Source organism: Streptodolium elevatio (assembly GCF_040649515.1).
Classification (GTDB): domain Bacteria; phylum Actinomycetota; class Actinomycetes; order Streptomycetales; family Streptomycetaceae; genus Yinghuangia; species Yinghuangia elevatio.
Genome location: NZ_JBEZFP010000049.1, coordinates 23570 through 36677, shown reverse-complemented (window position 1 = coordinate 36677; position 13108 = coordinate 23570). Strand labels below are relative to the sequence as shown.

Sequence of the window (13108 nt, the reverse complement as noted above, 5' to 3'; positions counted from 1 at the left end):
GCACGACCGGGCGCAACCGGGGGCGGCAATTTGCCGTCTGTGGGGGCAGACGCGGTAGACGTCGCGTCGGGGGAGCGAAGGGGGAGGGTGCCGTGCGCACACTCATGAGGATCATCGCACCACGCTGGTACTCCCGGTGGTCGCACACCCGGTCGGTCACCCGGCACCCCACGTCCCACCTGACCCCGGCCCCTGTACGCCGGGCCCGCAGCCGCTTCGGGTGGATTCGCAATCCGCGGCGGGCGGCGCGCAGTCGGGTCGAGCAGGAAGTGATCCGCGAGGTACGGCGCCGCCTCCGCTGACCCCGAACACGCCCAAGGCCCCCAGCTCCGTCCTCGGGTGAGAACGGGGCGGGGGCCTTGTGTGTGCGGAACGAGCGGCTCGGCCGGGCTGGAGGGCCAGGCCGGGCCGGGCCGGAGTCAGTGTTTGTGGAGGTCGGGGCCCTGGGTGGGGGGTGCGGGCGGGGGCTGCTGGCCGCCCCAGCCGGGTTGGGCCCCGGGTTGGGCCCCGGGTTGCGAGCCGGGCTGGGAGCCGGGGTAGTGCCCGGGCTGCGAGCCCGGGTGGGAGCCGGGGTACAGGCCGCCGGGCTGGGGGGCCGGGAAGCCCGGGCCGCCGGGAGGCATGCCGGGGGCGTACGCGATCGGGCCGACAGGCTCCAGGCCGAGGCGCTGGCTCTGCCACTTGGTGATCTTCTGCACGACGAGGATCGCGAGCACCGCGGCGGCGATACGCAGCAGGCTCGACACACCCGCGAGGTTGTCGCCGGTCTCGCCGCCGTCGATGTAGTCCAGGTAGGAGACTTCGCCGTCCTCGACGTCCTCCTTGGTCTCCCGGACCCCGAAGGAGATCGAGAAGAGGATCCCGGAGAGTCCGAAGACGATCCACCACGCCCAGAGCAGTGCCTTGCTCGCGGGGCGCCCCATCGGGCCGGCCGGCTGGGGGTCGCTGCGCTTCCAGGTGTCGTTGGCCACGATCATCGGGATGACGTAGTTCGCCAGCGGGATGAACCAGCCGCCGATCGCCCAGCCCTTGCTCATGGTCGCCTGCGGGGCGTACCAGGCCTCGGTGTTGGAGCGGGCCCGGTGGAACCAGATCATGAACACGATCGCGGTGGCCAGGGCGCCGAAGCCGAGCAGTCCGAGCGAGGCCTCCACGAGGTCGTCGGCGTCGTCCGCCTCGCTGAAGGCGAAGAGCCGTCCGTCGCGGAGGTCGCCGAAGAGCGACGCCCGGCGGAAGAACGCGATCGCGGACAGGACGTCGATCGCCGCCACGACCCCGAGCAGGATCGATACGGCGGTCGCCAGGCCGCGCAGCGGTTGTACGGGCGTCCACTGCATCGGCGGCGCGTACCCGGGAACGCCGCCCTGCCACGCACCCCCTGGCGGCATCCCACCAGGCGGCATCCCCGCGGGCGGCATGCCGGGCTGCGGGAACCCCGCGTGCGGCATCCCGCCGTACGGGCCCGGCTGGGCTCCGGGATAGCCCCCGGGCTGCGCGCCTGGCGGGGGACCGGAGTGCATGCCCGGAGCCTGCGGCGGGGGCGGCACGGCCCCGCCCGGCGGCGCGAAGGGATCGCCGCCCGCCTGGGTCGGGGCGGCGCCGCACGCGGGACAGAAGCCGTTCGGAGTGAGTTGGGCACCGCAGTTGGCGCACTGCATCTGAGGGGTTCCCCCTACTGGTCACGAATCGCCGAAACGGCCGCGCACCCACCGCGGACACCGGCATGGTTGTGCAGCGCATCATGCCGTGCTTCAGGCTGCCGTGTCAGGTCGGGCCCGGCCGAAAAGCGACGAACGCCCCTCCGTGCATTTGTCCGGCACGCCCCGTCATCCGCGCGCCCCGTCAACCGCGTACCCCATCATCCGCGCGCCAGGTCAGTCGCGCGGGCCGATGCCCAAGTACAGCTCCAGGTTCCGGTGCGTGTTGATGACCCGCTTCTCCTCCTGCGACAACACCAACTCGGTCAGACCGGGCTGGTTCATCCCGCGCTGGATACCGGCCAGCACCGCCGCGTCCTGGTTCAGCACATAACCCAGGTCCAGTTCCTCGAAGGCGACCCGCAGGTCCATCGGCCGCGTGTACGGCGCATCACCGGACGCCGCCCGCCGGAACGCGAAGATACCCATCTCGGCCGTGCCCGGCGTCGCGCCCGGACGCGCCACCAGCGCACTGAGCGTGTCCGCGGTCAGCAACACCGAGCAGTTCGGGAACAGCTGGTACTGGTGCAGACGCATGATGCGGTCCGTGTCGAACCCCGACAGGTCCGTCCCCGACTTCGCCACGTGCTGCCGGACCCGGTCCGCGATGACGTCCGTCAACGTCTCGCCCGCCGGGATCTCCGGGACCGGGCAGGCCTCGGTGATCCCCATGCGCTGACCCTGCGTCACGATGAAGGAGTCCCAGACCTCCTGGTCGGTCAGGCCGTCCTTGATGCGCGGACTGGCCAGCCCGTACAGCTGCTCCGACTTGCCGGTGTGCCCCCACAGCCGCTGCGGCGCGTTGACGTCGTCGATGTTGCACAGCAGTTCCGGGTGCAGCGTCTGGATGTGGTACGTCTCGCTGAACCCGTCCGCGACCGTCTTCCAGTTGGCCGCCACATCGCCGACCACCGAAGCCGTGCAGCGGAACTCCTCGATCCGCGCCCACTCCGTGTCGCCTGGCACCGCCTCCAGGTACTCGCCCAGGCCGGGCGCCTCGAGGTCGAGGTTGACGAACACGAACGGTCCCCACGTGTCCACCTGCGCGGCGAGCAGCGGGAACTCCGACATCTTCAGCTGCCCGAACCCCTTGCGGCCCGGCACCTTGCGCAACTGCCCGGCCAGGTCCCACGTCCAGCCGTGGTACCCGCAGCGCAGCTCGGTCAGGCCCGAACCGGCGCCCGTACACAGGCTGTTGCCGCGATGCCGGCACGCGTTCTGGTACGCCCGCAGCACTCCGTCCGCGTCGCGCACCACGACCACCGCGTACGGCCCGACCCGGTACTCGAAGAAGTCCCCGGGCGCCGCGACGTGGTCCACACAGCACGCCAGCTGCCACGTCCGGGTCCACAGCCGCCGCTGCTCCAGATCCGCGAACTCCTGTGACGTGTACCGGTGTACGGGCACCTTCACCAGCTCGGCCGACGAGTCCACCGGGCCGGTCGCCGTACCGTCGTCCACTCCCTCGTGCAGCCGCACGTCGCTGATCGGCGTGATCGCCGGATGGTCCTGGGTCGCGGTCATGTGCGCCTCCTGCCGGGCCTCTGCACGCTGGCGCGCGAAGGGTGCCACGCTGCGTCCCGCGAAACAAGGGTCGCGTTATGCGACCGATGATCACCGACCGCGCAGACGTGCGCACAGTGCGGATCCACTAGCCGGACGGCAAGCAGGAATCCCCGAAATCACCGGCCACGCCACAAAATTGATGTCCAATCAGCCTTGTCAATCGTCAACCGCCGACGTACGTTCATCCCGCAGGCGCCAGACCGCAGGACGCATCACGCGACGCGCGAGGGGAGCAACGATGGCCGCACCGGCACCCGAGGACACCTACGACAAGGTGCTCTCCGCCGCCGTCGAACTGTTCGCCGAGCACGGGTTCGCGGGCACCTCGCTCCAGGCCATCGCCGACCGCGTCGGCGTCACCAAGGCGGCGCTGTACTACCACTTCCGCACCAAGGACGAACTGCTCGACGCCCTGCTGCGCCCCGCACTCAACGACCTGGACCGCGTCCTGGACACCGCGGAACGCCGCAAGGGCCAAGCGGCCCGCCAGCGCCTCCTGTTCGAGGGGTACGTCGACTTCCTGCTCCGCTACCGCACCCTCGCCGTCATCCTCGACCGCGACGTATCGGTGGGCACCCACCCCGCGATCCGGCCCAGGCTGGAGTCGATCACCGGACGCGTGCGCGGCGTCCTCAGCGACAGCGAACGGCCCATCGAGTTCCGGGTCGCCTCGACCGTCGCCATGGGCGGCATCTACTCCGCCGTGGCGATGTTCCCGGAGCTTCCGGACGACGAACTGCGGGGCCTGCTCCTCGACATCGTCCGCAGGCTGCTGGCCCCGCGGCGCAGCAGACCGGCCGCGTCACCCGACGCCGCCTGACTGCCACCTGATCGCCGGCTGGGCGACAGACCGGACACGGTGCCGGACAGCAGGCCGCACAACAGAAACGTCTCCGCATACGCAGGACCCGCACTTTCACCCGCACATCACCCGCACACCCCGTCCCGGTGCGCAGGTGCCACCGCACGCCGTAGGCACGCACCACCGCAGTACCCGCGTACCACCGCAGGACCCGCGCATGACCGCAGTACCCGCGTACTCGCGGACCGCACGACCGGATCGCGGCACCAACAGTCGTCACCCGCCGCGCACCCCACCGCACCCCGGCCCGAGGAGGCTCCCATGACGTGTCCGGTTCTCCCGGAAGGCTTCGACCCGACCGACCCGGACCTCTACACCGAGCGCCTGCCGCTGGAGGAGTTCGCCGAGCTCCGCCGGACCGCGCCGGTCAAGTGGGTGCCGCAGACGCCCGAGGTCTCCAACTTCCGGGACGACGGCTACTGGCTCGTGACGCGCCACGCGGACGTCAAGGAGGTCTCCACCAAGCCGGAGCTCTACTCGACCAACCGCAACACCGCGATCATCCGCTTCGCCGAGGGCATGGACGTCAACTCCATCGACGCCCAGAAGCTCATCATGATCAACATCGACCCGCCGGAGCACACCCGGCTGCGCTCGATCGTGCAGCGCGGCTTCACACCGCGCGCCATCAACGCCCTCAAGGACGCCCTGACCGACCGCGCCGCACGGATCGTGCACGACGCGATCAAGGCGGGCAGCGGCGACTTCGTGACCCAGGTCGCGTGTGAACTCCCGCTGCAGGCCATCGCCGAACTGATCGGCGTCCCGCAGGAGGACCGCCGCAAGATCTTCGAGTGGTCGAACCAGATGCTCGGCTACGACGACCCCGAGTACGCCGAGGACTCCTCCGTCGGCGCCGCGGCCGCCGCCGAGGTCATGATGTACTCGATGGGCATGGCCGAGCAGCGCAAGGCCTGCCCGGCCCACGATATCGTCTCCAAGCTCGTGGCCGCCGAGTCCGAGGGCTCGCTCTCCTCCGACGAGTTCGGGTTCTTCGTGCTGCTCCTCGCGGTGGCCGGCAACGAGACCACCCGCAACGCCATCACGCACGGCATGCTGGCCTTCTTCGACAACCCGGACCAGTGGGACCTGTACAAGTCGTCCCGCCCGGAGACCACCGCGGACGAAATCGTCCGCTACTCGTCGCCGGTCATGTCGTTCCAGCGCACCGCCACAGCCGACACGGTCCTCGGCGGCCAGCAGATCAAGGAAGGCCAGCGCGTCGGCATCTTCTACAGCTCGGCGAACTTCGACCCGCTGGTGTTCGAGAACCCCGACAAGTTCGACATCACCCGCGACCCGAACCCGCACCTCGGCTTCGGCGGCGGCGGGCCGCACTTCTGCCTCGGCGCCAGCCTCGCCCGCATGGAGATCAACCTGATGTTCGAGGCCATCGCCGACGCGATGCCGAACATCGCGAAGGCCGCGGAGCCGCGCCGCCTCCGTCACGCCTGGATCAACGGAATCAAGGAGCTTCAGGTCAACTACGCCTGACGCGACCCCGCGACGCGACAGCAGCCCCGCGAGCTGTCGGCCGCGACCTCCCCAGAGACCCGGCCTTACCCGGCCGGACAGCCAGAGCCCCCTCCGCCTACGGGAGCAGCGGAGGGGGCTCTGCGCGCGCGTCCGGACGACGCCCGCGGTACTCATGACCCGAGTGTGTTGCTACTTCCAGTGGTCCGCCCATTCCTGGGCGGCGTGGGCGAGCCTTGCCGTGTCCGCGTCGCCGTCCTCATCGGCGGCGTGAGTCAGCTCGGCGGCTTCGGCGTGGGCCAGGGCGATCAGCCCGCGGCAACTGGCGCCGTAGAGGGCGGGCATCTCGCGCACCAGGGCGGCGGCCTGGTCGGGGGTGTGCGCGCCGTCGAGGACGAGTCGTCCGCCCCACAGCATGGGGTCGATCCAGGCAGGCCCGCGCATGGCCCACGCCCAGTCGACGAGCCATACCCGGTTTTCGTGGATGAGGAAGTTCACCGCGGCCGGGTCGCCGTGGACCAGCCTGTCTCCGGCGAACAGGTGCTCGTCGTCCGGGTCGCACCAGTAGCCCCAGCGTTCCCATGCCGTGGGCAGACCGGCGGGTGCCCGGATGCGGCTGACCTCGGTGAGCGCCGCCGCGGTGAGTCCGACGTCGGGCGAGTTCGGCTCGAGCCACGCCCGCTCCTGGGCGCCCTCGAGGAGTTCGAATCCGAGGAGGTCCCATCCGCCGACGGTGACACGCCACCGCAGTTGCGGGGATACGGCAGCTACGTATGGGGCCACAGCGGCTTCGCGGTCGAGGGCTTGCCACGTGTCGGGGTTGTCGATACGCGCTGCCTTGACGAATGTGGCGGCGCCGTCGCCGACGAGCCAGATAGCCAGGTCGGAACCGGCGCCGCTTACCGCGTCCTTTGCGTCAAGGATGGGGCCCGTACGGGCCGCGACTGCGTCGGACACTTCGGCGGGCAGGTCGGTCCAGGCGGTGCGGGGCACGGCCACCTCCGTCAGCGCTGCGGGTTGTTCGGCGGGACGGGCGGATTTGTCGGGTCGGCTCGGTGCCCGGTCGAGATGCCGGGAATTCGGTCCCTCCGCAAGTTTCGTGCCACATAGCGTAGATGCCCCCGCGTCGCGAGACGCGGTCCTATCCGACCGCGCTGCCCGCCGTACGGAGGTCGCGGGCGGGGTGGGTGGAGGGGAAGCCTCTGCGGTATTCGGTGGGGGAGACGCCGAGGTGCAGGGCGAACTGGCGGCGCAGGTTGTTCGCCGTGCCCAGGCCGCTGCGCTCCCCGACGTGGTCGATCGGCAGGTCCGTCGACTCCAGCAACTCCTGCGCCCGGGCGAGGCGTTGTCCGAGCAGCCACTGAAGCGGCGTGGTGCCGACCGCAGCGCGCATCCGGCGGTGGAACGACCGCGGGCTCATGCCCGCACGGGCCGCCAGTTCGTCCACCGCAAGTGGCTCGTGGAGGTTCTCGGTGGCCCAGGCCAGCACGGGGGTGAGGCTGTCGTCGTCGGTCTCGGGCACCGCGCGTTCGATGAACTGGGCTTGGCCGCCCGGACGGTGGGCCGGCACGACGAGGACGCGGGCGAGCTGGTTGGCGACCTTCGCGCCGAGGTCCCGGCGTACCAGGTGCAGGCAGAGGTCCAGGCCGCCGCTCATTCCGGCGCTGGTCAGCACATCGCCGTCGTCGATGTAGAGCACCTGGTCGTCGACGTCGATCCGCGGGTAGCGGCGGGCGAGGGTCGCGGTGTGCTCCCAGTGCGCGGTGGCCCGGCGGCCGTCCAGCAGCCCCGCCGCGGCGAGTGCGAAGGCGCCGTTGCAGAGCGAGACGATGCGCGCCCCGGCGTCCGCGGCGCGGCGCAGCGCGGCGGTGAGTACGGTCGGGATCTCGCGCGTACCGTCCATGCACTCCTCGGGCACCGCCGGGACGATCACGGTGTCGGCGCGGGCGAGTTCGTCGAGGCCGTACGGCGCGTTGAGCACGAATCCGGGAGTGCCGGCGGCGGTGTTCGGGGCCACGCCGCACAGCCGCAGGTCGTACCAGGGGTTGTGCAGGTTGCTGTGCCGGACGCCGAACACCGCGCAGGCGAGCCCGATCTCGAACATGTCCCACGGCGCGAGCGGGCCGTCGTCGAAAACGACGAGGGCGACGGAGCCGGGGCCCTTCTTGCCGGTCCCGTCCGTCGCGTCTATCGGGTCAGATGTCTCTGTCCTCTCTGTCCCCTCTATCCCGTCTGTCTCGTCGGTCTTGCCGGACGCGGTACTTGGTGCGGTCCGCAGGTTCCGCGGGTCGGGTGCGCTCATGCCCGGAAGCCTATGGCAGGAATCTGGTGAATGTCGTCAGTCCTGCCAGTGTCGTGCCGTAGCGCCGACTGCGAGGGTTTTCCACGAGCGCAGAACAACGCGATTCCCGCGATCCCTGCGACGCACGCGAGTCATTCGAGGAGCACAACTCATGGGCGACACCCGTACCGTCACCGTCTTCGGCCTCGGTCTGATGGGCCAGGCTCTGGCCGGCGCGATGCTGGCCGGCGGCCGCGTCACCACCGTCTGGAACCGCACCCCGGGCCGGGCCGGCGACCTGCCCGAGCGCGGTGCGAAGGAGGCCGCCGGCGTCCGCGACGCCGTGGAGGCGAGCGACCTGCTGATCGTGTGCGTACGCGATTACCACGCGGTCCGCGAGTTCCTCGACCCGGTCGCCGACGCGCTCGCCGGGCGAACGCTCGTCAACCTCACCTCCGGCTCGTCCGCCGAGGCCCGTGAGATGGCCGCGTGGGCGGCCGGGCACGGCGCGGCGTACCTGGACGGCGCGATCATGATGACGCCGCCCGGCATCGGGCAGCCGGACACCGTCCTGCTGTACGGCGGCCCCGCCGACGTGTTCGCCGCACACGCGGACACCCTGCGGCTGCTCGGCGGCGCCACCACGCACCTGAGCGAGGACACCGGCCTCGCGTCCCTGTACGACGTGGCGCTGCTCGGCATCATGTGGGGCAGTCTCAACGGCTTCGTGCACGCCGCCGCGCTGCTGGCCGCCGACGGTGTCCCGGCCAGGGACTTCCTGCCCTTCGCCACCTCGTGGCTCGGCGCCATCGGCGTCTTCAGCGGTGTGGTCGCCGACCAGGTCGACAGCGGCGACTTCGCGGCGGTCGACGCGTCGCTCGCCTCGCACCTGCCGCCGATCGAGCACCTGATCGACGAGAGCCGCGCGCGGGGCGTGGACGCCGCTCTGCCGGAGTTCACCCGCGGGCTGGTGGCCGCCGCGATCGCCCGCGGCCACGAAGGTGACGGATACGCGCGGCTGATCGACCACTTCCGGCCCAAGGCCGCCTGAGGCGCCCGCCGCGGCCGCGGCCCGCACGGAGTGCCGGCCCGGATCGTTCAGTGTGCGGGATCGGCGTCGTACGCCTGCCGGGCGCGGTCGACCTTGTCCAGGTTGCCGTCCGCCCACTCCGCGAGGTGGGCGAACAGCGGCGCGAGGCTCAGGCCCAGCTCGCTGATCTCGTACTCGACCCGCGGCGGCACCTCCGGGTGGTACGTGCGGACCACCAGCCCGTCGCGCTCCAACTGCCGCAGGCGCTGGGTCAGCACCTTCGGCGTGATGGCGTCGATCCGCCGCTGCAACTCGACGAACCGCTGCCGTCCGTGCGCGTGCAGCGTCCACAGGATCGGCGTGGTCCACCGGCTGAAGACGATGTCGACGACGGGGCCGACGGGACACGCGAGTTGCGGGTCCACGGCGGTCTGCGCCGATTTGGTTCCCATGGCCGACATCCGCACCCCTTGTGGATAGTCACTTTCCTGTAGGTACCTACTATATCCCCGGTGTTAGCGTCGGCTCAGCGCCCCGGAGAACAACTCCCGGCGGCGCCCCAGCCCACTCGGGCGAATCCGAACGCTCATACACAGCACGGGAGTTACTCATGATCGTCGTGACAGGAGCAACGGGCAACGTCGGCGGCGCACTGGTGCGGACGCTCGCCGCCGACGGCAGCGCGGTGACCGCGACCTCCAGGGGCATCACAGACGCGGATGTACCACCGGGGGTGGTCGCACGGCAGGCGGACCTCACCGAAGCCGACAGTCTGCGGCCGGTCTTCGAGGGTGCCCGCGCCCTCTTCCTACAGAACGGCAGCGCGAGCGCCTTCCGCCTCGACCCGCGGGCCATCGCGGGCGTCGCCAAGGCGGCCGGCATCGAGCGCATCGTCCTGCTGTCCTCCCAGGGCGTGGTCACCCGCCCGGATTCCGCCTCGCACGGCGGCGTCGCCCTGGCCATCGAGGAGGCGGTGCGGGAGTCGGGCGTGGACTGGACGATTCTGCGGCCCGGCGGCTTCGCCTCCAACATGTACGCCTGGGCCGAGTCGGTCCGGGCCCGGCGCGTCGTGACCGCGCCCTTCGGCGACATCGGCCTGCCGGTGGTGGACCCGCTCGACATCGCGGAGGTCGCCGCGGCGGCGTTGCGCGGCGACGGGCATGCGGGCCGGACGTACGAGCTGACCGGCTCCGCGCCCACCACGCCGCGGCAACGCACGCAGGCGATAGCCGACGCGATCGGCGAGCCGGTGGCGTTCGTCGAGCAGACGCGCGACGAGGCGCGCGCCGAGATGCTCCGCTTCATGCCCGCGCCGGTGGTGGACACGACGCTGGCGATCCTCGGCGAACCCACGCCCGGGGAGCGGTACGTGAGCCCGGACGTACGTCAGGTCCTCGGCCGCGAGCCGCATTCGTTCGCGGATTGGGCGCGGCGCAACGCGGACGGCTTCCGGTAGGCCGGGCGCGTCGGCGTCGTCGGCGTCGGGCAGGTCCGGCGGGTCCGGGCGGTCCGGATGCACCGGCCGCCCGGATTGCCTGGGACTGAGCCGTCTTGTTCCAGTCCGCCGGTACGGGATTTGGAGGTTGGAATGTGCGTTCGGGTGGCGCGTCGCTAGGGTTCCGGCAATTGAATGCTTCCGGGAGATGGCCACCACCATGCGCGACCAAGCCGCACGTACGACCCTGGCACTGCTTGCCTGCGCGACTCTCGGCGTCGCCGGGTGCAGCAGTGGTTCCGGGAAGAGCAAGGACAAGGACAACGCCGCGCCCATAGTCCGGGACACCGGTGCCCAGGACGGTGCGGCGCTGCCGACGGTGAACATGCCCGACCTGACGGGCAAGGACCTGGCGGCGGCGACCGCGGCGGTGAAGGCCGCCGGGTTCACCGACGTCGGCTACCGCGACGCGCTCAACCAGAACCGCAAGCCGGTCGCGGACAAGTCGTGGAAGGTGTGCACGCAGTCGCCCGCGCCGGGGCCGTCGAATCCGCGGGAGAAGGTGGACCTGGCCGCCGTCACCGCCAAGGAGACGTGCTCCGGCGCGCCGACCTCGGTGCCGCCGGTGAAGACGGCCGACCCGACGCGGATCACGATATCCCCGACGAAGTCGTCCACCGCGACCCGGCCGAACCCGACGGGCACCAAGCCGGATCCGCGGCCGAGCGATCGCCCGACCTTTGTCTTCTACCGCAACTGCCGCGAGGTGAAGAAGGCGGGCGCGGCGCCGATCCATCGCGGAGACCCCGGCTACGGCCTGCACTTGGACATGGACGGGGACGGAGTCGGTTGCGAGCGCTGAGAGTTGGCGGGTCCGAGAGGGAGGGGCATTTGGTCCGGCTTCGAGATCGAACTGACCTTTCCTGAACTATCCTGAGCTATAAGGCTCTTGATGGCTTTTCATCCGGTTTGCCGGGCTTTCGACCGGCGGTCTCGCTGCTCCATTCGGGGGATCTCCGGCTCAATTGGTGGTCTGGCGTCCGGGCTCGTCGCAGACTTCCGGGAGGGGTCGGCAGCGGTCGACCGCGCATCGTCGACGACACGGCCGGGGGGTCGCGATGGGGTTCGCCAAGGGATACGACGTCTCGGACTACCAGACGGGTATCCCCGCCGATGCCGGGTTCGTCATCATCAAGGCGAGTGAAGGCGCACGCACCAAGCAGGCGGACTGGCGTGCCAAGCAGGCCGAGGCCCGGCGCCGCGGGCTCGTCGTCGGCTACTACCACTTCTTCCACGCGGAGAACGCCGTGGACGACGAGGTGGCGCACTTCTGCGCCACCGTCGGCGACGTCCCCGAGAACGAACTCCTCGTGCTCGACTTCGAGCCGTACAACCAGGGCGTGCCCGACGCCACGTGCACAGCCCGCAAGAACCAGTGGCTGGCCAAGGTCAAGGCCCGCTACCCGCGCCATAAGGTCGGCATGTACGCGAACCGCGACTGGTGGTTCCGCACCGACGACGAATGCGGCGACTTCCTGTGGATCGCCGACTATGCGGCGGCCGCCGGCGCGCCGCGCATCCAGGCCGCCTGGCGCTTCCACCAATACACCGAACACCCGCTCGACACCAACGTGTTCAACGGCAGCGAGGGGGCGCTGCGGGCCTGGGCCGGCGCCCCGCCCGCGGCAGTGCCGGGGCACCAGCCGGTCGCGGAGGCACGCGACAGCCAGGAGTCACGTGCGGCCGCCGCCGCGGCAGCCGTGGCCGCCCGTCCGGCGCGGCCGTCGTGGGAGCGGCTCGTCGCACACGTGCTGTCGGTCCCCGAGCAGACGTACGAACATTGGGACCCCGCGGAGGGCTGGGACAACCGAACCAGGTGGGGGAAGCAGTACGGCGAGGACGGCGTCGCGTGGTGCGTCATCTTCGAGTGGTGCATGTACGAGGACGCGGGGCTGGCGTCCGTCGTCCCGAAGACCAACAACGTGACGAGCTTCAGCAACTGGGCGAGGCAGCGCGGGCAGTGGACCGCGTACCCCAGCCTCGGTGCCTGGGTGAACTTCGACGACGGCCAGCACACCGAGATCGTCGTCGGGTTCACCAGGACCCACGTCACGACCAAGGGCGGCAACAGCAAACCGGAGGGCGGCGACGGACGGCAGGGGCGCGGCGTCTACACGCACACGTACCGCCGCACCGACCCCGGGATCACCGGATACTTCGCCCCCAGGTTCCCGGACGGATGCCCGCCGACCGCGGACCCGAGCGACCCGCGCGGCGGAGCGCGCGTCGACAGCTCGCCGCCGGTCGCACCCGCCGACGCACTGGACCCGAACAACTCGCAGAGGGGCAAGAAGAAGATGGCACTCGTCTCGAAGACCGTCCCGGCCGTGGTCGGCGACGACTCGGCCACCACCTTCACCGCTGTCCCGGGCCGCGCGTGGATCAACGTCTCGGCGGACTACGTGCCGCCGGGGGAGAAGGTCACCGTGCGCATCGACGTCGCCGACGGCAACGGCGCGTGGCTCCAGGCCAACCAGGTGCGCATGGTCGGAAACGGCGAGGTGGGGTGGCTTGAGCTGGAGGCGTCCGAACGCACCCGCGTGGTGAGCGTCAAGCGCCTGAGCCACGGCGGCGCGAGGTTGGACGCGACCCTGCACTACCCGGAGGGGTAGCGCGAGGGGCGGGGCAGGGTCTTAATAGCAGGCCCTTGCCTAATGTCCGCAAGGGCTGAACGCCAAACTGCCCCCAGGAGGGCGAGGGTCGT

General features: G+C 70.8%; 11 protein-coding genes. 6 read left to right on the top strand and 5 right to left on the bottom strand.

What is annotated here, in order from left to right; translation table 11 throughout:
• Positions 1 to 419: 419 nt before the first annotated feature.
• Entirely contained in the window at positions 420 to 1520 is a 1101-nt protein-coding gene (locus tag AB0C36_RS19885; RefSeq protein ID WP_358355762.1) for a DUF4328 domain-containing protein, read from the bottom strand.
• Between the two features lie 354 nt (positions 1521 to 1874).
• Complete coding sequence (locus AB0C36_RS19880; protein WP_358355761.1) at positions 1875 to 3221, bottom strand: aromatic ring-hydroxylating oxygenase subunit alpha; 1347 nt, start codon at positions 3219 to 3221, stop codon at positions 1875 to 1877.
• A gap of 280 nt (positions 3222 to 3501) precedes the next feature.
• On the opposite strand from AB0C36_RS19880, the gene AB0C36_RS19875 reads away from it, so the two are divergent.
• Positions 3502 to 4083 (top strand): TetR/AcrR family transcriptional regulator, encoded by a 582-nt coding sequence (locus AB0C36_RS19875; protein ID WP_358355759.1) that lies wholly within the window; start codon positions 3502 to 3504, stop codon positions 4081 to 4083.
• Between the two features lie 303 nt (positions 4084 to 4386).
• Positions 4387 to 5619, top strand: coding sequence for a cytochrome P450 (locus tag AB0C36_RS19870; RefSeq protein WP_358355757.1), 1233 nt, complete (start codon positions 4387 to 4389; stop codon positions 5617 to 5619).
• Positions 5620 to 5790: 171 nt separating this feature from the next.
• Here the strand turns inward: AB0C36_RS19870 and AB0C36_RS19865 are convergent, their stop codons facing one another.
• Both AB0C36_RS19865 and AB0C36_RS19860 read right to left on the bottom strand, forming a co-directional pair.
• Positions 5791 to 6591: an aminoglycoside phosphotransferase gene (locus AB0C36_RS19865; protein WP_358355755.1), complete on the bottom strand. Its 801-nt coding sequence runs from the start codon at positions 6589 to 6591 to the stop codon at positions 5791 to 5793.
• A 148-nt stretch (positions 6592 to 6739) separates the two neighbouring features.
• Entirely contained in the window at positions 6740 to 7702 is a 963-nt protein-coding gene (locus AB0C36_RS19860) for a GlxA family transcriptional regulator (RefSeq protein WP_358355788.1), read from the bottom strand.
• 349 nt (positions 7703 to 8051) lie between these two features.
• On the opposite strand from AB0C36_RS19860, the gene AB0C36_RS19855 reads away from it, so the two are divergent.
• Positions 8052 to 8930 (top strand): NAD(P)-dependent oxidoreductase, encoded by an 879-nt coding sequence (locus tag AB0C36_RS19855; protein ID WP_358355754.1) that lies wholly within the window; start codon positions 8052 to 8054, stop codon positions 8928 to 8930.
• Between the two features lie 47 nt (positions 8931 to 8977).
• On the opposite strand, the gene AB0C36_RS19850 is transcribed toward AB0C36_RS19855, so the two are convergent.
• On the bottom strand, positions 8978 to 9361 hold the full coding sequence (locus tag AB0C36_RS19850) for a winged helix-turn-helix transcriptional regulator (protein ID WP_358355752.1): 384 nt from the start codon (positions 9359 to 9361) through the stop codon (positions 8978 to 8980).
• A gap of 158 nt (positions 9362 to 9519) precedes the next feature.
• Between AB0C36_RS19850 and AB0C36_RS19845 the strand changes: the two genes are divergently transcribed.
• The 3 genes from AB0C36_RS19845 to AB0C36_RS19835 all read left to right on the top strand — a co-directional run bounded on the left by AB0C36_RS19845 (position 9520) and on the right by AB0C36_RS19835 (position 13016).
• Positions 9520 to 10365: an NAD(P)H-binding protein gene (locus AB0C36_RS19845; RefSeq protein WP_358355750.1), complete on the top strand. Its 846-nt coding sequence runs from the start codon at positions 9520 to 9522 to the stop codon at positions 10363 to 10365.
• 187 nt (positions 10366 to 10552) lie between these two features.
• Positions 10553 to 11206 (top strand): excalibur calcium-binding domain-containing protein, encoded by a 654-nt coding sequence (locus AB0C36_RS19840; RefSeq protein WP_358355748.1) that lies wholly within the window; start codon positions 10553 to 10555, stop codon positions 11204 to 11206.
• A gap of 256 nt (positions 11207 to 11462) precedes the next feature.
• Complete coding sequence (locus AB0C36_RS19835) at positions 11463 to 13016, top strand: glycoside hydrolase family 25 protein (RefSeq protein ID WP_358355746.1); 1554 nt, start codon at positions 11463 to 11465, stop codon at positions 13014 to 13016.
• Positions 13017 to 13108 lie beyond the last annotated feature (92 nt).